Origin of the sequence: Paenibacillus sp. RC21 (genome assembly GCF_044907935.1) — a bacterium.
In the GTDB taxonomy this organism is placed as follows: Bacteria; Bacillota; Bacilli; order Paenibacillales; family Paenibacillaceae; genus Paenibacillus; species Paenibacillus terrae_A.
Genome location: NZ_JBIYCS010000001.1, coordinates 1012138 through 1032091 on the forward strand (window position 1 = coordinate 1012138; position 19954 = coordinate 1032091).

16 protein-coding genes and 3 pseudogenes are annotated in these 19954 nt (G+C 42.4%); 17 read left to right on the top strand and 2 right to left on the bottom strand.

From position 1 onward, the window contains the following. Positions 1–40: 40 nt before the first annotated feature. Complete coding sequence (locus ABIA61_RS04410; RefSeq protein ID WP_283656050.1) at positions 41–2347, top strand: glycoside hydrolase family 3 C-terminal domain-containing protein; 2307 nt, start codon at positions 41–43, stop codon at positions 2345–2347. 585 nt (positions 2348–2932) lie between these two features. On the opposite strand, the gene ABIA61_RS04415 is transcribed toward ABIA61_RS04410, so the two are convergent. Then, positions 2933–4237: a pectate lyase family protein gene (locus ABIA61_RS04415; protein ID WP_283656051.1), complete on the bottom strand. Its 1305-nt coding sequence runs from the start codon at positions 4235–4237 to the stop codon at positions 2933–2935. 63 nt (positions 4238–4300) lie between these two features. Here ABIA61_RS04415 and ABIA61_RS04420 point away from each other — a divergent pair, with 63 nt between their 5' ends. From ABIA61_RS04420 to ABIA61_RS04450, 7 genes and pseudogenes are all read left to right on the top strand, one after another. Next, positions 4301–4582, top strand: coding sequence for a hypothetical protein (locus ABIA61_RS04420; RefSeq protein ID WP_404580349.1), 282 nt, complete (start codon positions 4301–4303; stop codon positions 4580–4582). A gap of 210 nt (positions 4583–4792) precedes the next feature. Then, positions 4793–6658, top strand: a complete 1866-nt coding sequence (locus tag ABIA61_RS04425; RefSeq protein ID WP_404520121.1) for a BglG family transcription antiterminator — start codon at positions 4793–4795, stop codon at positions 6656–6658. 15 nt (positions 6659–6673) lie between these two features. Continuing rightward, on the top strand, positions 6674–7012 hold the full coding sequence (locus tag ABIA61_RS04430) for a PTS lactose/cellobiose transporter subunit IIA (protein ID WP_283656053.1): 339 nt from the start codon (positions 6674–6676) through the stop codon (positions 7010–7012). A 2-nt stretch (positions 7013–7014) separates the two neighbouring features. Beyond that, positions 7015–7305 (top strand): PTS sugar transporter subunit IIB, encoded by a 291-nt coding sequence (locus tag ABIA61_RS04435; protein WP_283656267.1) that lies wholly within the window; start codon positions 7015–7017, stop codon positions 7303–7305. A 17-nt stretch (positions 7306–7322) separates the two neighbouring features. Continuing rightward, positions 7323–8624 (top strand): PTS sugar transporter subunit IIC, encoded by a 1302-nt coding sequence (locus tag ABIA61_RS04440; RefSeq protein WP_283656054.1) that lies wholly within the window; start codon positions 7323–7325, stop codon positions 8622–8624. Continuing rightward, positions 8611–10104 carry a glycoside hydrolase family 1 protein gene (locus tag ABIA61_RS04445; RefSeq protein ID WP_283656055.1) on the top strand — a complete coding sequence of 498 codons (1494 nt, stop codon included), beginning with the start codon at positions 8611–8613 and terminating at the stop codon, positions 10102–10104. Before ABIA61_RS04440 ends, ABIA61_RS04445 begins: the two co-directional genes overlap by 14 nt. Before the next feature lie 648 nt (positions 10105–10752). Continuing rightward, positions 10753–11025 (top strand): annotated as a pseudogene (locus ABIA61_RS04450) (transposase); the annotation flags it as partial. Between the two features lie 24 nt (positions 11026–11049). On the opposite strand, the gene ABIA61_RS04455 reads toward ABIA61_RS04450, so the two are convergent. After that, on the bottom strand, positions 11050–11598 hold the full coding sequence (locus ABIA61_RS04455) for a TetR/AcrR family transcriptional regulator (RefSeq protein ID WP_404520123.1): 549 nt from the start codon (positions 11596–11598) through the stop codon (positions 11050–11052). A gap of 392 nt (positions 11599–11990) precedes the next feature. On the opposite strand from ABIA61_RS04455, the gene ABIA61_RS04460 reads away from it, so the two are divergent. The 9 genes and pseudogenes from ABIA61_RS04460 to ABIA61_RS04500 all read left to right on the top strand — a co-directional run. Continuing rightward, positions 11991–13049: an NAD(P)-dependent alcohol dehydrogenase gene (locus ABIA61_RS04460; protein WP_283656059.1), complete on the top strand. Its 1059-nt coding sequence runs from the start codon at positions 11991–11993 to the stop codon at positions 13047–13049. 85 nt (positions 13050–13134) lie between these two features. Beyond that, on the top strand, positions 13135–13599 hold the full coding sequence (locus tag ABIA61_RS04465; protein WP_283656060.1) for an NAD(P)H-binding protein: 465 nt from the start codon (positions 13135–13137) through the stop codon (positions 13597–13599). A gap of 21 nt (positions 13600–13620) precedes the next feature. Continuing rightward, positions 13621–14379, top strand: a complete 759-nt coding sequence (locus ABIA61_RS04470; protein WP_283656061.1) for a carboxymuconolactone decarboxylase family protein — start codon at positions 13621–13623, stop codon at positions 14377–14379. Between the two features lie 87 nt (positions 14380–14466). Next, positions 14467–15276: pseudogene (locus ABIA61_RS04475) on the top strand (SDR family oxidoreductase). A gap of 39 nt (positions 15277–15315) precedes the next feature. Next, a complete protein-coding gene (locus ABIA61_RS04480) occupies positions 15316–15723 on the top strand; it encodes a cupin domain-containing protein (RefSeq protein ID WP_404520235.1) in 408 nt (135 codons plus the stop codon). A 327-nt stretch (positions 15724–16050) separates the two neighbouring features. After that, a complete protein-coding gene (locus tag ABIA61_RS04485; protein WP_283656064.1) occupies positions 16051–16908 on the top strand; it encodes an aldo/keto reductase in 858 nt (285 codons plus the stop codon). 56 nt (positions 16909–16964) lie between these two features. Further along, complete coding sequence (locus ABIA61_RS04490) at positions 16965–17954, top strand: aldo/keto reductase (RefSeq protein WP_283656065.1); 990 nt, start codon at positions 16965–16967, stop codon at positions 17952–17954. Positions 17955–18020: 66 nt separating this feature from the next. Next, positions 18021–19055 (top strand): zinc-binding dehydrogenase, encoded by a 1035-nt coding sequence (locus ABIA61_RS04495; RefSeq protein WP_283656066.1) that lies wholly within the window; start codon positions 18021–18023, stop codon positions 19053–19055. Between the two features lie 732 nt (positions 19056–19787). Next, positions 19788–19925 (top strand): annotated as a pseudogene (locus tag ABIA61_RS04500) (aldo/keto reductase); the annotation flags it as partial. Positions 19926–19954 lie beyond the last annotated feature (29 nt).

Consider the following 19954-nt stretch of genomic DNA (forward strand, 5'->3'; position numbering starts at 1 on the left):
ATAGGCTCGCAACGTATGATTTGTAAGAGGAGGATTTATCTTGGAAAAGAAAAAAATAAAAGAGATCGTATCCCGAATGACGCTTGAGGAAAAAGCGGCACTTACTTCGGGCTTGGACAATTGGTTCACGAAAGGAGTTGACCGTCTCGGCGTACCGAAACTTCAATTAGCCGACGGTCCTCATGGTTTAAGGATCGAGCCTATAAAGAGTGAGGATACGAATCTATTTAACTCTAAACCCGCAATTTGCTTTCCAACAGGTTCCCTTCTCGCTTCAAGTTTTGACACTACATTAGCTGAAGAGGTAGGGGAAGGACTTGCAGATGAGTGTCTGGCAGAAGACGTTGACATTATTCTCGGTCCTTCGCTTAATACCAAAAGGTCTCCGCTTTGCGGTAGGAATTTTGAATACATGTCAGAGGACCCGCTACTGGCCGGAGAGATGGGAGCAGCTTATATAAACGGCGTTCAAAGTAAGGGAGTAGGAACGAGCGTAAAACACTTTTTCGCTAATTCACAGGAACACAGACGTGTGACCTCGTCCTCGAACGTTGATGAACGCACTCTACGAGAGTTATACCTAACTAATTTTGAAATCGCCATTAAAAAGTCTCAGCCTTGGACCGTCATGACTTCATTCAACAAAATTAACGGTACTTTTGCTGCAGAGCATACCAAGTATATTGAGGATATGCTATATAAGGAATGGGAATTTAATGGTTTTGTTGTTTCGGATTGGGGGGCTGTTCACAACCGGATTGAAGCAGCCAAGGGAGGAACTGCACTTACGATGCCCGCAGACTCCAAAAATGATTATAAGCTAGTAGAAGCAGTCAAGTCTGGCGATCTCGATGAAAAGCAGCTTGATAATCTCTGTGAGCGTATTATTGAGGTCACGTACCGTGCTAAAGAGGGGAAAGTGAAGCAAGAACGCGACTTGGAAACAAGTCTTGCCCGAGCTCAAAAAGCAGCGGAGCAGTCTATTGTACTGTTGAAAAATGAAGGTGTACTACCTATTTCCAAAGAAAGCAAGGTTGCATTTATTGGGAAATTTTCTAAATTCCCTCGCTATCAAGGGGGAGGTTCTTCACATATCAATTCATACAAAATCATATCGGCACTTGATGCTGTTACAGAAATAACAGAGGTCACCTATGCCCAAGGTTATGAAGATAATCAGGAACGGACAAACGAAGTCCTTCAAGCGGAAGCTGTTGAAGCGGCGAAAAGTGCTGACATAGCAGTTGTGTTTGCAGGCCTCCCAGAATCCTTTGAATCAGAAGGCTATGATCGTAATCATATGAGAATGCCGACTTGTCAAAATGAGCTCATCGAAGCGGTTGCGGCGGTTAATCCCAATACCATTGTAGTTCTTCAAAACGGATCACCTGTAGAAATGCCATGGGCAGATCAAGTGAAGGGAATCGTGGAAACCTATCTTGGCGGCGATGCTGTAGGTGCCGCTACAGTTAATATCTTATATGGTAAAGTCAATCCTTCAGGTAGATTAGCAGAGACGTTTCCTAAGAAGCTGGAAGATAATCCGTCCTTTCTGTTCTATTTCGGTGAAAATGATAATGTAGAATATCGTGAAGGTGTGTTTGTTGGATACCGTTATTATGAGACCAAAAAGTGCGATGTGCTGTTCCCGTTCGGTTACGGATTGTCCTATACCACATTTGAGTACTCCAATCTTAAGCTGAGTCATACTACACTGGATTCCGAAACGGAGACACTTACTGTTAGTGTGGACGTGACCAACACAGGTAAAGTTGAAGGCAAGGAAGTTGTACAGCTATATGTTGCGCCTCACAAGGGGGTCATCATCCGCCCGGTGAAAGAGCTTAAGGGGTTTGCCAAAATAAGCTTAAACCCAGGGGAGACTAAAACCACTACCTTTGTTCTGGATAAACGTTCTTTTGCATATTGGAATATCCAATTAAACGGATGGCATGTCGAAAGTGGAAAGTATGATATCGTAATAGGCAAAAATGCGCGTGACGAAGTACTCAAACAAACTACAGTCGTAAATGGCGTGAAATTATTTTCTGGAAAGCTGACCGAACTATCTACGATTGGAGAATTAATAGCGACACCAAAGGGTGCTGCATACTGGGAGGAAATTCAACCACGTTTTATTGAGGGCGCGATTAAGTCAGGTTTTGCCAAAGATTCGGATGTGGAACAAGCAGACTCTAGTTTGTCAGGAGAAGAACCAGACAGCAATATTCAAGTACTGTTATCGCTGGCTCTAAACACTCTATGTCTCGTTATATCTGATTACACCGATGAAGATCTTCTTGCTGTATTAGAAGAAATAAATAAGGAGGATTGGAGGACCTACTAGGGGACATTTTCAACTTTGCGGACTGTCGGTAGCAGCAGGGCGATCACACGATTTAATAGGCTTTTGGAGTTGGGATGCTTGATGGAAAGTTTTAGAGACATTAGGAAATAATCTTCTAATATATCTAAAATAAGTGAATGAATAAAAGTATGTATCGAGGCTTGGAAGATCACGACGGCCAAGATGATATTTGTAAATACTGCTTAAAGGAAGGGTAGCACGGGAATAGTAGATAAAGTTGAAAAGGCGTGAAAGAACAAGACCAAAATCGTTTATGGGCAGAAAGAAGTAGTACAGGCCATAGTGCTTATAAACATAAAACTGTGGGAATAAAAACATACTATTTTTTTGATTCAGCCATAATATGATCAACTGAACTAAACGAAAATGAAATTTTCAGAGAAGCACACGGATGTAGGTATAGCATCCGTGTGCTTTTTTTATTTAAAAGTGTAGTCATGCAAGTCGTTATTGCCGAAAGAGTGGATTGTCAACACTAAACTAGAACTGGGTGATAAATCGATTGACATCAGAGTTATGTCTTAATTACTTTTACGAAATGTCTTAAAATAGCAGCATTAAGGACTACTCCAACTCAACTGAAAATTGATACAACCATTCATCAATGCTGTTGTCAGGTACATTTAAAGCACGGTAGGTAGCTGGAACATCCGGGTATCCCCCTACGTCTTCCTGACTATCAATTATCTTTCCTCGACCAGTCAGAAAATCGGAGATAATTCGTTGATCTGTAGCATCCCGGTCCTCCGGTCTTGCTCCTGCATGCTCAGTGACCTCCTTTACTACTGCCGAGGCTGCTAGTGCTTCAAGTCCTTCAACCCAAACAGGTGGATTGTCAAGTTCCTTAATTCCGCCAAAAGTCAGTGGGACTGACTTGCCATTACGGTCATAAGCAAGATTATCTTTGAGATAAGCCCAGCCGCTTTTACTGTTCGTTCCGACAATTCCTAGCCCTTTAATCGTATCTACTCCATGCCGCATGTAATTACCGACGATACTGACTCTAGGGCCTTCCGGTTTGATCCCCGTATCCGCCCATTCATTCTCCACAAATCCGAGCCGAATAGCCCATTTTCCCGGATTATAAATGGCATTGTTAACAATTACGCCCGTCGAGAATGCTTTGAACCACGGATTACGTTCCATGTTATGGGCATAAAGGTTTCCGATGACTGCCACGTCCTGCACGTAATCATGAACGAGCGTACCCATGGAATGAGGACCCTTCTCATGAACGGAATTATACAGGCCCTCGGCGATAATACTATTGCTGAGTGTTACACGGTGAGTAGTCGCCTTGGTTCCACTGGTACGAGGGCCTGAGAAGGACATGTTCTCATCCACTCCCCAAGAAAAGGAGCAATGGTCAATGACAATGTTATAAGCGGAGGCTCCGTAAGTGGATACATCTGGTTCAAATCCTGCACCTTTAGTGCTGTCACCGTTGCCCATCCGAAACCGGACATGCTGCATTAACACATCATGCGTTCTGATCTGCAAACCTCCCCGGATGAATGTAATGCCAGGGGAGGGGGCTGTCTGACCTGCGATGGTCACGTAGGGCTCTCTCAGCTCAAGACGCTCCTTTTCTAGATTTATGACACCACCGACTTCAAATACAATAATCCGCGGTCCCTTGGTTTCTAATGCCGCACGAAATGAGCCTGGGCCGTCATTGTTCAGATTGGTCACCTTGATTACCTTTCCGCCCCGGCCTGCTGGAGTGTCAGTCCCGTATCCCACGGCTCCCGGGAACACCGCTTGGGCTTCGGCTTGACCAACTGTTACAGCACCCATCATCCATACCCACAACAACAACATACATAAGCCCGCCTTCCATCCTTGTTGCAAACAGCTTCGTACATCCATCTAGGATATTCCTCCTTTTTTTCTCATACTAAAGATAATATATATATCCTAATATAACTTTTTTTGAGAGTAGTTCCAACTATTTTAGAGCAAAAAGATTGTGAATCAGCAACTATTGTCGATTTTGAGTTTTCTATAAAACAAAAAATACCCTATCAACTAAAAGTGGAAACAGCCGCCTTTGCTACATCTTCTGGGGATAGCGATTCCGTATCTGTTCGTTTGGTTTTACCTGGGTTAAATTTCTCACAGGTTAATTGTACTGCCGATTTAATTTCATCCGAGCTCACCTGTATTCCAGACGTTCCCGATGAAGTGATAATATCACAATTAAAATTATTTTAACTATATAGAAGGGGAGATCATCAGTGGGCACCTGTTTCTTTTTGCCGTTTCAAATAGCAAAATATAACCTGTTCTTTAGATAGCGCTTCCAAGTATCATGTATTCATAACCAGCTGAGTTGCTTGACCGATACTAGTATCAAAAATGAGGGATCGCATGCGAGAATACACAATTCTAAATATTTTATTCACCAAGAAGCTTCCTGTAAAAATGAGTGAATTAGTTGCTGAAGTTGAGTTGTCCGAAAGAACCGTAAGGGGAGTTGTTCGCTCTTTGGAGAAAGCGGGGGAGAAGCAAGGCTTCTGTATCCGGATGATCCGTAATCAAGGATATCTGCTTGAAACCGAAGATGAATCACGATTTTTGGCCTATATGGAACATTTATCTTTGAAACGGGATATTGTAGGTTCGGATAATATAGCTGCCAGACAGCAACATCTCATTTACTATTTGCTGCAAAGCGATACGTTCCGGCCTATAGATGAGCTAGCGGATGAACTAGGGATCAGCCGCTCGACTCTGATTTCTGATATGAAGGAAGTGGAGTTGCAATTTAAAGCGTTCCAGCTCAAATTACAGCGCCGCTCCCACTATGGGGTGAAGATTGAAGGTGACGAGAAAAATATCCGCCAGGCCTTCTCCCACTACATTTTACAGAACAGTCAGGTTGTTGAGCATAGCAAGGATTTCAATACCTTCCGGCGCGAGCTGGATGCCGGGAAGCTGAAGGCTTATCTGCTGCAGGTGCTCAAAGAGAAGGAGCTCAAGATCTCGGATGTCTTTTTAGACAACATTGTCACGCATTTATTCATCCTTCTGTACCGGATATCCAAAAGCAATTTCATTGTAAGTGGCCAAGCGATGTTAAAGACACCGGAGCCATTATACTATGACATTGCATGGAGGATTGCTGAATGGGTCGAAGAGCATTACCAAATCTCGCTGCCTCCCGATGAGGTTGATTACCTGGCGCTTCATATTTCAGGGAAAACAATTGTCGAGAATATCACTACAGAAATGAAATCACAATTGCGTGAAGGAATAAGCGCGATATTGCAGCGTCTGGATAAGGAATTCCTAACCAGCTTTAATCAGGATGAGGAATTGCGGGAATCGCTCCTGCTGCATATGTTTCCTCTGCTCAATCGTCTCTATTACAATCTTCAGCTCGATAATCCGTTAGTGGAGGATGTCTACAGCGAGTATGCCAACGTGTTCGTGATTTCTTTCCGCTTTGCCGAGATTATAGAAGAGCAGTATGGGTTTAAAATGTCCCGGGATGAAGCCGGTTATGTAGCGCTCCATTTTGCGACACATCTGGAACGGAAGAGGCAGCATAATCTGGAGCAATTCAAGCGGATTGCCGTCATTTGTTCCACCGGAGCGGGAAGCGCCCATCTGATTCGACTTAAATTGGAAGCCGTATTTCCTAAAGCCTCGGTTATTACCGCCTCCATCTCCGAGCTTGAAGAGATCAGCACAAGGCCGGTAGATTTAATCCTAACTACCGTACCGCTCGGGATCGAAATACAGGATAAGCCGGTTATACACATCAAGAAGCTGCTGGATGACCAGGAAGTGCAGCGGATCAGGGAGTCGATCTCCTTGCAAATGGATCACTTCCGGCCCTCTTATAAGCTTATGGATTTCAAGGAATTATTTCATGAGGAGCTCTTTCACCTGAGCGGACCTGAGGATTACACCGAACTGCTGAAAGAGCGCTGCCGCGAAGTTGTGCGCAAAGGGTATGCGCTGGAGGATTTTCCGGAACAGGTCCTGCTACGAGAAGCTAAATTTACGACCATCTATAAAAATGGCGTTGCCGGTCCGCATCCCATGAGAATGAGTGCTCTGAAAGACTGCATCAGCATTACATTATTAAAGAAACCAACTGTGTATACAGGAAAACCGGTGCAGCTCATTTTTATTATCAACTTGCGTGCAGGCCAGTTATTTCTTCATAAAGAAATAAGCAAGCTTCTGCTGACCCTGATGGAGAGAGACGACAGCCGCAGCAGACTGCTCGCGGTCAACAGCTACAACCAATTTATAAAAGAAATAGAGAATCTATTATAGGAGCGGAGAATCAATATGGATTACGAACAAACCATTATGCAAATTATTGCCAGCAGTGGAGAGGCGAGAAGCCTTAGCTTAAAAGCAGTGAGAACCGCCAGACAAGGAAAGCTGGACGAAGCAAGTGATCTGATCAAGCAAGCGAAGGAAAGTCTGACCAAGGCGCATAAGGTCCAAACTCAGTTGATTCAGGCGGAGGGCCGGGGAGAGAAAACGGAAATTACGATTCTTTTGATTCACGCTCAGGATCATTTGATGAATGCTCTGACAGTCAGAGAATTAATTGTCGAACTGATTGAAGAGATTAAGGAGCGTAAAGCATTGGAACAACAATTGAAAGGATCGGTGAGCTAATGTTGAAAAAAATATTGCTGGTATGTTCGTCGGGTATGTCTACAAGTATGCTGGTTGAAAAGATGAAGGAGTCAGCGATCTCCCAAGGCATAGAGGTTCTCATTGATGCAACGGCTGAAAGTGAGGTAGAGAAATTTGGTGATGTGGATATCGTCCTATTAGGACCACAAATCGGGCATATGGAGGATGAGTTAAGAGCAATTCTTCCGATGCCGGTACTGACCATTAATATGATGGATTACGGCATGATGGATGGAGAAAAAGTGTTAAATACGGCCTTGAGTAATATTTAAATAAGGAGGCTTACTCTGTGGGCTTAAACGTAGAAGTGATAAAAAAGAAGGTCATTTCAACAGCAAGTAAAATAAGTAAAAATAAATATCTTTCTTCAATATCCGAAGCATTAACCTCTGTCATGCCCGTTTTGATGCTGGGCTCGTTTGCTACGTTATTTGCTAATCTTAATATTGATAGTTACCAAAACTTTATTCAACGTACAGGTCTGAAACAGGTTTTTCAAATCCCTGGCAGTGTATTAATCACGCTTTTGTCCATTTATGCAGTGTTTTTTATCGCTTATCGGTTGGTCAGTAATTTGAATCCCAAGGCGGATAATGCAGGTGCAGGTCTCATCGGGTTGATGTCCTTTTTCATTTTGACACCGATTACTAAAGTAGATGAGGTCAATGCGTTCACCTTCAATTATTTGGGAGCACAAGGCTTATTTGTAGCAATTATAGTAGGACTTGTTGTAGGTAAATTATATGTCATGATTATCAATAGAAACTTGATTATTAAAATGCCTAAAGGGGTACCACCGACTGTAGCCAAAACGTTCGCCAACCTCATTCCAGGTACGATAATAGTTATTGTTTTTACAATGATCAGCTATCTGTCTTCCTTAACGGATTTTGGGAGTTTACATCAGATGATTTACACTTCCATACAGGCACCACTGCAGAATATTGGCGGAGGTTACTGGTCGCTTGTGATCTTTGTATTTGTTGTTCAGCTATTGTGGTTTTTCGGGATTCATGGATTTATGGTTGTCAGCCCGATATTTTACAGTGTATGGTTGCCGTTGGGATTGGCCAACCTTGATGCGATCAGTAGAGGAGAAGCACATACCAATATTCTTAGCGGAGGTTTTTACAACTCGTTTGTAGTCATCGGCGGATCAGGTGCTACGCTTGGATTAGCCATTTTACTGGCCTTCTTTGCGAAAAGCAAAAGATACAAGACTCTGGGGCGGCTTGCTTTTCCGGCATCCATCTTTAGTATTAATGAACCTATAATTTTCGGGATTCCGCTGGTACTCAACCCATTCATGTTCATACCGTTTGTGTTTGGACCAATTATCGTATCAAGCTTTGCTTACTGGTCGATGAACTTAGGTATTTTCCCAATAGCGAACGGGACTCATTTCCCGGCTGGAACGCCGATTATCTTGAATTCATTTGTCAATGGCGGTATTAGGTTAGTTGTACTTCAATTAATGTGTATTGCATTGCAGGTGATCATTTACTATCCTTTCTTCAGAATTATCGACAAAAAATCAATTGAAGACGAACAAAACGCGATTACTCAGGGGGCTGACAATGTCACAGTATAATTCAGGGCATCAAGGATTTCCGGTGAATTTTTTGTGGGGAGGGGCAATTGCAGCTTGTCAGGCCGAGGGTGGTTTTGGTGAGGATCATAAAGGCATGTCTGTATCCGATATATCATTTTATGATCCTCACTCCGACCGTGTAGATTTGTCAAAGCACAGCAATATCACTTCGGAATTGATAGAACAGGCGCTTAATGCTGACAGTACGAAAGGTTATCCTAAAAGAGACGGTGTAGATTTCTATCATCGGTATGCAGAAGATATTGCTTTATGTGCGGAAATGGGCTTTAAAGTGTTCCGCTTCTCCATTGCTTGGAGTCGGATCTTCCCTAACGGAGATGAACAAGAGCCGAATCTGAAAGGGCTAGAGTTCTATGACCGGGTGTTCGATGAGCTGGAGAAGCATCATATAGAGCCGCTGGTTACACTCTCCCATTTTGAGCTTCCGCTTCATATTGTCAATCAGTATGGAGGCTGGAAGGATCGTAAAGTCATTGAGATGTTCACCAACTTTGCTGCTGTTCTTTTTAACCGTTACAAACATCGGGTTCGCTACTGGATAACATTTAATGAGATTAATGCGGGCAGATTTGCTACCTTTAAATCCACCGGAATCGTGGAGGATCGAACGGAGAATTACTTACAGGATATCTATCAGGCCGTTCACCATCAATTTGTAGCGAGTGCTCTGGCGGTAAAGTTATGTCATGACATTGCTCCGGAGAGCAAGATTGGCTGTATGATTGCCCGTCTGACGACATATCCTGCCACCTGTCATCCCGACGATATTATGCAGGCTACCTTGGATGACCAATATGGAAACTTCTTCTATATGGATGTGATGGTTAGAGGTTATTATCCTTCATATATGAACCGTTATTTCCTGGAGAACAGTATTGAGATTATTAAAGGCGAAGAAGATGATGCGATTCTAAGAAATAATATCGTGGATTTCATCAGCTTGAGCTATTATGTATCATCGATTACTACGAATGATAAGGAAAGATTGAAGAGCTTGCAGCAAACAGAGGGGAATCTGACCAGAGGATTAAAAAATCCTTATCTGATAGCTTCTGATTGGGGATGGCAGATTGACCCTGTAGGGCTTAGATATTCTTTAAATACGATCTATGATCGTTATCAGAAGCCATTGTTTATTGTAGAGAATGGGTTGGGTGCCGAGGATATTCTGGAAGATGATCACAAGATTCATGATGCGTACCGCATAAGCTACTTGAAAGAGCACATCAAGCAAATGAAAGAAGCTATTATCGATGGTGTGGAGCTAATTGGATATACGCCTTGGTCTGCTCTGGATATTATTTCATCCGGGACTTCCGAAATGTCCAAACGATACGGTTTTATTTATGTGGACAAAGATGATGAGGGCAAAGGAACACTAAATCGTTATCCAAAAGACAGCTTTTATTGGTACAAACAGATTATTGAAAGCAACGGTGCAGATTTGCACAACTGGTAACTCAAGGCTGGGATCTTCCTTAGGGAGGGCTCCGGCTTTTTTTCTACAGATGTCTAATCAACTAACAAATTTATTTTCTACCTGTTTCAGATAGGCGACAGGGTCTCGACGGAAACATCTGCGTTTCGTAGATTCTGCGAGCCGTGTAAGATTGAGTATGAAGTCCAACGGCAAACAACTCATCTGGAGAAGGAGGGACATATAAGTTATCCTCTCATAAGACTTTGTCATAAATCATGATAACGTCTATTTTGGGATCTGCCGCAGGACAATGAAGTATACGCATGAAAAGCAGCGATATTCTCAGCTTTTTTGTTTTAACGGGACCTGACATGTGAAGATGTCGAAGGACAAGAACTTGTATTCACATATGATTAGATAATCATCTAATTATAGTGTAACTGGACAATTGCTCATGAAGAATTGGTATTTACCGAAACGGAGGTCATTCCCGAGAACGTAAGCCTTCGTATTCCTTCGTCTTTTGTAGAAATGCCGGAGTCCTTTGCCTCAATGAAATATCCTTTTGAGCGTCGGACCAAGCTTATTTTCACCGATGATTCCTTATCCATCAATATTAACGTGAACCCGACGGAAAACCGGATGTTTAACGATGAGATGGAGAAATTCCAAGCCGAACTGTTAGGGATGTTTGCAGATATGAAAGAAAAGCATGGCATGCGGTGGGCCACCTTGCGAGGGCTAGAGAAGGTGACCATGCAGGCGATGCTCGTTTTCGCTTGCATGAATCTCAAAAAACTAGCCACCTGGCTATGGCGCCCAGGTGGTTCAAAGCAAGGATTTTCCATTTTACAGCATTTCATAGCCCAAATAACAAGACAAACCCCGGAGTTCCGTTCGGAACAAAGGAGGTTTGTCTGCAATCTGAAGCCACCTAGTAAAGGTGGCTTTTCATTATAAAAATTGAAGTTATAAGTTTAATCCCTACTCACAAACTCTTTCCAACAAAGCTCCCAACTGTTCTGCTAATTCTAGATGGGTTACAGGTCGGTCGTTCGTAAACCACCATTCGACTACTCCAACATACGAAGAAGCCAAAAAATAAACAACAAGATCTTTATTTAACCCTTCGTTTATTCCCTTAGTATTATCCACTTCATCCTGAAACTCTTCAATAAGAAATTTCAAGAATCGATTGCGGAAAAAAGGTGCTCCTTTACTTGCCAGCATCATGGAGAAAAATGCGTAATTACGCTCAAAATATTCTGTCCAAATCACGGACCCTGTAACAAAATCCAAATCGGCAGCTGCTTCACATCTTTCCCGGAGTTCATTAATATGAGTTTCAATTAGTTTATCCAGCAAATCGTATTTATCCATGTAGTGAAGATAAATCGTTCCGCGGCTGACATTTGCTTGATCTGAGAGATCTTGAATGGTAATATCATCAAAATTTTTCTCAGTCATTAGTTCAATTACTGCTGTTTTTAATGCTTCCTGTGTTTTAAGGATTCTTCTATCGACTTTAGACATTTGGCTCACCGAACTTTCTTTTATTATCTAAATATAATAAGGGTTCGTAAATTAACACGCTCATAACAACGGATAACGATTTATTTTCTGAACTTTTTTTTAATTATAAACAGATGTTTATTATTTTATCAACACAATGTATAAACGAAATGGAGTCAAACCGACTTAACTAGAGGCTAATATCCGGAAAACGCAATAGATAATGAACGTTTTTTATATTTCTATTCATTAATGTACAAATCGCTTCAAATTAACAATAGGAAATAATTTTAAGAAGATTATAATAATAGACATATGCACAATAAAGTAATTGTGCATATTAATTTTCAAATAGGATGAGACTAAAATCGTATCCGAATCATTCACTCTATAGGAAAGGGATGTTGTATAACATGTGTAACCATCATAAAAACATAACTACTCAAGTGCTAAGTGTTCCAAGTGCGAAAGCACCATTTGAACAAACTACCATAGAACGGAGAGATTTGCGGCCAGATGATGTCTTAATCGACATTAAATATTGCGGTATCTGCCATTCTGATATTCACAATGCTCATAATGATTTTGGCAGCGGAGTTTTTCCGATGGTTCCAGGGCATGAAATTGCAGGTGTTGTTACCGCTGTAGGCAGGGATGTGACAACATTCGCTGTTGGTGATCGTGTCGGCGTAGGCTGCTTTGTTGACTCATGCGGTGAATGTGACTTCTGCCGTAGAGGTGAAGAGCAGTTTTGTCGGAAAGGTGTGGTCGTCGTATTTAACTCAATTGGTTACGACGGGGACCTAACATACGGTGGATATAGCCAGAAAATCGTTGTAAAGGATAAGTTTGTTGTACGTATTCCGGACGGCTTGGAACTGGATGTAGCAAGCCCGCTGTTGTGTGCAGGTATTACGACATACTCGCCTCTGAAACACTGGAACGCCGGACCAGGTAAGAAGGTAGCTATTTTGGGAATGGGGGGACTTGGTCATCTGGCTGTTCAGTTTGCCCATACGATGGGTGCTGAAGTAACTGTCCTGAGCCAAAGTATGAACAAAAAAGATGAAGCTCTTGCGTTTGGCGCGAATCACTACTATGTAACCACTGATCCCACCACGTTCACTGAGTTGGCTGGTCAATTTGATCTGATTTTAAACACAGTGTCTGCAAATATCGACGTTGATGCCTTTCTATCCATCCTTAATGTGGACGGGGCACTAGTAAATCTTGGTCTGCCAAACAAGCCAGATCAATATAATGTTTTCTCCTTATTTGCTGGGCGTCGGAGTATTACGGCATCCAACGTTGGCGGTATCAGAGAAACACAAGAGATGCTCGACTTTTCGGCTGAGCACAGTATCGCTCCTATGATCGAGGTCATTCGGGCTGACCAAGTTGACGAGGCATATGAACGTGTCCTCAGCAGTGATGTGCGTTATCGGTTTGTCATCGATATGTCAACATTGTAATCGTTTATTTTGATGAAGGAATACATCTACTTAGATACTCTTTAGCACTTATGGTGTTATTTAACCATTTTTAAAAGTGCTCCTTTTGCATAATCATTACCGTCAGGATCAAGATGTTGTATATGCTAACTTGGGTGGCTCTGATATTGTTCAGAAAACTCAGAACATGATCGAGGCGATGAACGCCTTGAAGGTTAAAAGAGGAATATTTATCAATATTCTAGGAATTTATGATGAAGTGCCTGGAAAATTTGGAGAATGGAATAAGCGGATGGTGGGTAGCGGCATGGATGCTTGGCGGAAATCAGCAAGATTGATTGAAGAATCCGATCTTGATTATACGATATTAAGATGTACCTGGTTCACCAACAAAAATGAAGTTGACTACGAGTTAACCGAAAAGGGGGAACCTTTGAAAGGTACGGAGATTTCTCGGAAAAGTATTGCTGCCTTGGTTGTTAAATTAGCGGAATCAAAAGAGTGGGGGATTCGTCGCAGTTGGGGGGTTAGCAAACCAAATACAGCACGCGATAAACCAGCTTTTTATTAGATGCAATAGGAGGAGTAAACCATGAGAATTACGGAAGCAGCACAAAAGTATCATGAAAGAATGTTTCCAGGCTATGAATCTAAGTTTTTGGAAACAGATCCGGAGTTTATTGAATTATTCGATAACTTTGCGTTTGATGAAGTAGTGAATCAGGACGATTTGGATGATCGGACACGTATGATGGCGATTTTGTCCGTTTTAATTGGATGTCAAGGAATTGACGAGTTTAAAGCAATGCTTCCAGCAGCACTGAATTTTGGCGTTACGCCTGTGGAAGCAAAGGAAATTGTCTATCAGTCCGTACCTTATCTTGGCATTGGAAGGGTATTTCCTTTTCTGCATGCAGTGAATGAAGTATTGACTTCACGAGGTGTTGAACTACCTTTACCGAGCCAGGCAACTACAACCACGGATACCCGTTTGGAAGCAGGGATTCAAGCGCAGGTGAACATTTTTGGAGAAAGCATGCGGGATTTTTGGAAATCAGGACCGGAAGAGAGCCGGCACATCAATCACTGGCTGGCAGATAACTGCTTTGGGGATTACTATACCCGAAAAGGGCTCGACTACAAACAAAGAGAGATGATTACCTTCTGTTTTCTTTTGGCCCAGGGTGGATGTGAACCTCAGTTGACCAGCCATGCTTCCGCCAATATGAGGCTTGGAAATGATAAGTTGTTTCTGATTAAGGTTATCTCTCAATGCCTGCCTTTCATAGGTTATCCGCGCAGCCTGAATGCTCTCCGGTGTGTGAATGAAGCCGCGGCCAAATCGGAATAAAAAAGCGATCTAATTATTCTTATACGCGAATACGCGAACAACGCGCTCCTGCACATTAAACCAATATACTTTTTGGAGGAATTTATGATGAGTAATCGTACATGGCTTATTACAGGTGTCAGTAGTGGCTTTGGTTATGAGATGACCAAACAGCTACTTGAGAAGGGGGACAAGGTTATCGGCACAGTACGTAACAAAAACAAAGTCGCCGAGCTCCTTGAGAAGTATCCAGTTACCTTCATTTGCGAAATTCTGGATGTAACTGATGTTCCCGCTATTCATAAGCTGGTTGACGGCTCTTTTGAGCAATTTGGACGGATCGACGTTATTGTAAGCAACGCTGGCTATGGCCTTTTTGGGGCCGCCGAGGAACTCTCTGACGCCGAGGTTGGTCACATCATCGCTACGAATCTAACAGGATCTATCCAGCTTATCCGGTCATCTCTGCCGCATCTGCGAAAGCAGGGTGGTGGCCGCATTATTCAGATATCCTCCTAGTACCATGCCACCAAGTTTGGCATGGAGGGATTTTGTGAGTCGGTCGCTCAGGAGGTCGCACCTTTTAACATCGGTATTACATTGGTGGAGCCGGGCGGTGCTCGTACCGAGTTCCGCTATGGCAGTGCACAGGTAGCGAATCTAATGTCAGAGTACGACGGTAATCCGGCGCATGGCTTTTTGAAAATGCTGGACGCTTCTAATGGACTAGCTCCAGGTGACCCTGTACGTATGGCGTCCCGAATCATAGAGAGTGTCGAACAAGAACCAGCGCCGATGCGAATGGTACTCGGCTCTCAAGCGCTGACAAATACCATTTCGACCCTTAAAGCCCGCGTTGCCGACTACGAGACGCAGACTGAACTGGCAGCTTCTACTGATTTTCCTGTGGGAGAATAAAAGGTTCTAGACTCTTTGAACAGAAAGAAGGAATCGATGATGGAAAATAGACAACTTAGCAACAGTACCATTTTTCCGTTAGGAGAAAAGGTACAAGCAAACTTTATGGGTGACGCCTACCTGCAAATGGTGTTTACAGATCCGGCGCCTCTTAATACGGCGATCGGAAATGTTACCTTTGCTCCAGGGGCCCGCAATAACTGGCACGCTCATCAGGTTGGGCAAGTTCTGTTAGTTACCGGCGGCAAAGGCTGGTATCAGGAAGAAGGCAAACTTGCCCGATTACTCAAAACGGGTGATGTGGTCAATATTCCACCTAACGTGAAACATTGGCATGGTGCGACTAAAGACAGTTGGTTTGTACATCTGGCCATGACTCCAGGAGAAACCGAATGGTTTGAAGCGGTCGATGATGATTACTATACAAAACAAATCAATCTTAATTAACCATTGAATCCCTAATCATTTAAAGAGTGCTTGAATTCGGTATTAATTTTTCCATTTTTCTCAAACGCAGTTTTGACTGCAAATGTCCCTAACAACGGACTGTTTGTTTTTTGAGTAAGGGATGAATAATAGAATATTCATCTGAGTTTGTTCATTATTATACAAATTATGTATTTTTGACAATTTCATATTTTATGAATTAGGATATAATTTTTATCAGTGGAATATTAATGGAATGAAATCCATTAATTTTGACTTTTGATGAATAGAGGTGGCATCTTTCCAATATTGGAGATCTGCTGCAGTTAAAAATGAGGAGGAATTGAAATGGAATATGTAACTTTAAATAACGGAGTAAAGATGCCTATTTTAGGCTATGGCGTTTACCAAATTTCCGATCAAGATGAATGCGAAAGATGCGTACTTGATGCTATAAATACAGGCTATCGTTCCATCGATACTGCACAGGCTTACCAAAATGAAGAAGCTGTAGGTCGTGCCATCAAGAAAAGTGGAGTAGCCAGAGAAGAGTTATTCATCACTACTAAAGTTTGGATTTCCAATGCAGGATATGAAAAAGCCAAAGCCTCTATTGAGGAATCACTGAGAAAACTTCAACTGGATTATCTGGATTTACTTCTCATCCATCAGCCATTTAATGATTATTATGGTACGTATCGTGCAATGGAAGAACTCTATAAGGTAGGTAAAATCAAAGCGATCGGGGTAAGCAACTTCTACCCGGACAGATATATCGACCTTGTTCAGTTTAGTGAAGTGGTTCCGGCTGTCAACCAAGTGGAAACACATGTCTTCAACCAGCAGGTAAAAGCACATGAAATTATGCAGAAATATAACACGCAGATCGAATCCTGGGGTCCATTTGCAGAAGGAAAAAACGATTTGTTTTCCAACGCAACCTTACAGGAAGTGGGCGATCAATATAACAAATCTATTGCCCAAGTTGCTTTACGTTTCTTGATTCAGAGAGGCGTGGTGGTGATTCCAAAAACGGTGAATAAAAATAGAATGGAAGAAAACTTCAACGTATTTGATTTTAAACTGACGGCAGAGGATATGGAAAAAATAGCTGTACTGGATACAGGAGAAAGTGCATTTTTCTCCCACTATGATCCGCAAACTGTAGAGTTTTTAACCGATTACGGAAAAAAAGGTTTGGAATAAGTATAAGGTTTCATAACCGAAAGAAGGCTGTTTCAGGAAGAGAGGAGGAACTTGGCATGAAAAAAAGAATTCTTGGTAAAGACTTGGAGGTTTCAGCCATCGGCCTCGGCTGCATGGGTATGAGTCACGCTTACGGTCCGGCAGCTGATAAAACCGAAATGATCAAACTGATTCACCAAGCTTTGGATCTCGGTATCACATTTTTCGATACCGCAGAAGTGTATGGTCCCTATGAAAATGAGGAACTGGTGGGTGAAGCATTAAAAGAGGTTCAGAATGAAGTATTGATTGCCACCAAGTTTGGAGTTCACTTTGAACATGGCCAGAGTGGTGCACTCTTAACGGACAGCAGACCAGCTACCATCCGCAAAGCAGTGGAAGGTTCCCTCAGACGGTTGAGAACAGATCATATTGATCTGTACTACCAGCATCGTGTTGATAAAAAAGTACCTGTGGAGGAAGTTTCAGGTATAATGGATGAGCTCATTAAGGAAGGAAAAATTACACATTGGGGAATGTCGGAGGCGAATTCCGATGAAATTAGAAAAGCCCATGCTGTATGCCCGGTAACCGCTGTTCAAAGCAGATATTCCATGATGAGCCGCCAGAAGGAAGAGGATACTTTCCCGACGGTAGAAGAACTGGGAATTGGCTTTGTTGCTTTTAGCCCATTGGCAAACGGTTATTTGTCCGGAAAATATGATAAGAACTCTCGTTTTGAAAGCAGCGAAGAGAAAGGGCTCGACTATAGAAGTTTCTTACCGCAGTTTAAACCAGAGAACATGGATGCAAATCAAGCTCTGATCGATTTGATTAATCGCTTTGCGAAGGAAAAGGAAGCAACCGCAGCACAAATCTCGCTAGCATGGATGCTTGCTCAAAAGCCGTACCTTGTGCCGATTCCAGGGACCCGAAAACCGGAACGCTTGGTCGAGAACGCGGGTGCAGCGGAAGTCGTCCTTTCTGCAGAGGAATTAAACAGAATAAATGGGGCATTATCTCAACTCACGATAACTGGTGAATACCTTGGCGGGCGCACTAAATAAACAAGCTATTACGAAATAGAAAAGATCGCTGTAAAGCAATTTTTTAATAAAAGGTGGAGAATTGGTATGAAAGCAAATATTATGTACGCTGCAGGTGATGTGCGCGTAGAAGAATTGCCCGTTCCGAGATTGCAAGAACAAACGGATGTCATTTTGAAGGTGGTCGCTGCCTGCGTTTGCGGAAGCGATCTGCATCCTTATCGCAGCATGCATCCTCATGAGCATGGCGAAGGTGAAGCAATGGGGCATGAAGTGATTGGAAAAATTGAAGAAATGGGTTCAGACGTTTCTGGTTTCAAGAAAGGCGATTTGGTCGTCGTTCCTTTTGCTTATGGAGATAACACATGTCCGTTTTGTCAAGAAGGATTGATGACTTCTTGTGAGCATGGGGGCTTTATGACTGGCTGCCAAGCGGAATTTGTTCGAGTTCCTCAAGCACAAGGAAGCATGTTCAAGTTGCCTGACGAAATTGATGAAGACTCCCCTTTATTGCCATCCCTGTTAACATTATCTGACGTCTACGGCACTGGTTATCATGCGGCGGTAATGGGTCGCGTGAATGAGAATACGACTGTAACAGTTATTGGTGATGGAGCTGTTGGCCTTCTTGCTATTCTGTCAGCAAAGAAACTCGGCGCGAAGAAAATCATTCTTATGGGCCGTCATAAAGAGCGGACAGATCTAGGTATTGAATTCGGCGCCACAGATGTTATTTCTGAACGCGGAGAAGAAGGCGTAACGAAAGTCCGAGACCTGACAAATGGTGAAGGAACACATGTCGTTCTTGAATGTGTCGGGCTAAAGCCTGCTTATGATATGAGTGTTGGCATTGTCCGGGCCGGCGGAGTTATCAGTCGTGTTGGGGTTCCGCAGTATGATGAAGCTGCCGTTGGTTTTGAAAGTCTTTTCGGGCGTAATATTACGCTTACGGGAGGTCCTGCGCCAACACGTGCATATATGGAAGAATTATTACCGGACATTCTTGACGGAGCAGTTAAACCTGGCCGTGTATTTGACGTAACGGTTGATCTGGACGGTGTTCCGGAGGGTTATCGCGCCATGAACAACCGTGAAGCACTCAAAGTATTAATTAGACCTTAATAAATACTTCGAGACAAGATCGCAAGCGAGCTTAATTTGTACTGATTTATAAATTTAGCGGCTTTTATGTTGTAAGGGCTCAAGTTCTTATCCCGAATTGAGGAAAAGAACTTGAGCCCTTTGTTGCAAAGGACATGAACATAGTACTATGCCGATTTGAAGCATTAGGTCTGAATAATGTGGACTTCAAGCAAAATGCAAAAATAGGGCAGACAAGTGCCAGTATGGGACATTAACGATCAAATGCAACGTGCTTAAGAGAAATAGGCAATAAATTAGCACAATTGAGATATTACATCTGACTCCATCTATAAGATAATCTTAAATATAAACTACCTGTTCCTAATAATTAACTTATGATTGGATAAGATATGATGTCAAATTAAAATCAAAGAGTTTCATACATGAACCTAAAATCCACAGGTATGTCCGATTAGACATTGTAAAGAACACCAAAATTTTCAGAAAAATAATTAACACTTTAAAATAATTGGTTTACTAATGAACATATCTCATCCTTTTAACAATTGCATGTATCCTGTTTTCACTTATAATTATAAACAAATGTTCAATAGCGTATTAATGTTTAATTATAGTTAACGTGGAGAAGCATGATAAAATTCGCTAGGTTGGAAAAGCAGAATTATAGGTAACGATTTGTATTTGTGAACTATGACTTTCGGTAACCGGTAAAAGGTACCGACCACTAACAAAAAAGGAGTGCGTTGAATAATGGACTATGTCAAACTTGGACGTACCGGCTTGGAAGTTTCAAGATTATGCCTTGGCTGTATGAGTTATGGGGTACCCGAACGCGGAATCGCTCCATGGTCGCTGAATGAAGAGGAAAGCAGACCATTCTTGATAAAATAGCGTCATCAGCCGGAGTATCCGTATCG

Excerpts from the sequence above, each read along its gene's own strand:
- ABIA61_RS04415 (WP_283656051.1), bottom strand. The coding sequence starts at position 4,237 with ATGGATGTACGAAGCTGTTTGCAACAAGGATGGAAGGCGGGCTTATGT.
- ABIA61_RS04425 (WP_404520121.1), top strand. The coding sequence starts at position 4,793 with ATGAGTGAATTAGTTGCTGAAGTTGAGTTGTCCGAAAGAACCGTAAGG.
- ABIA61_RS04430 (WP_283656053.1), top strand. The coding sequence starts at position 6,674 with ATGGATTACGAACAAACCATTATGCAAATTATTGCCAGCAGTGGAGAG.
- ABIA61_RS04445 (WP_283656055.1), top strand. The coding sequence starts at position 8,611 with ATGTCACAGTATAATTCAGGGCATCAAGGATTTCCGGTGAATTTTTTG.
- ABIA61_RS04455 (WP_404520123.1), bottom strand. The coding sequence starts at position 11,598 with ATGTCTAAAGTCGATAGAAGAATCCTTAAAACACAGGAAGCATTAAAA.
- ABIA61_RS04460 (WP_283656059.1), top strand. The coding sequence starts at position 11,991 with ATGTGTAACCATCATAAAAACATAACTACTCAAGTGCTAAGTGTTCCA.
- ABIA61_RS04470 (WP_283656061.1), top strand. The coding sequence starts at position 13,621 with ATGAGAATTACGGAAGCAGCACAAAAGTATCATGAAAGAATGTTTCCA.
- ABIA61_RS04480 (WP_404520235.1), top strand. The coding sequence starts at position 15,316 with ATGGAAAATAGACAACTTAGCAACAGTACCATTTTTCCGTTAGGAGAA.
- ABIA61_RS04485 (WP_283656064.1), top strand. The coding sequence starts at position 16,051 with ATGGAATATGTAACTTTAAATAACGGAGTAAAGATGCCTATTTTAGGC.
- ABIA61_RS04490 (WP_283656065.1), top strand. The coding sequence starts at position 16,965 with ATGAAAAAAAGAATTCTTGGTAAAGACTTGGAGGTTTCAGCCATCGGC.
- ABIA61_RS04495 (WP_283656066.1), top strand. The coding sequence starts at position 18,021 with ATGAAAGCAAATATTATGTACGCTGCAGGTGATGTGCGCGTAGAAGAA.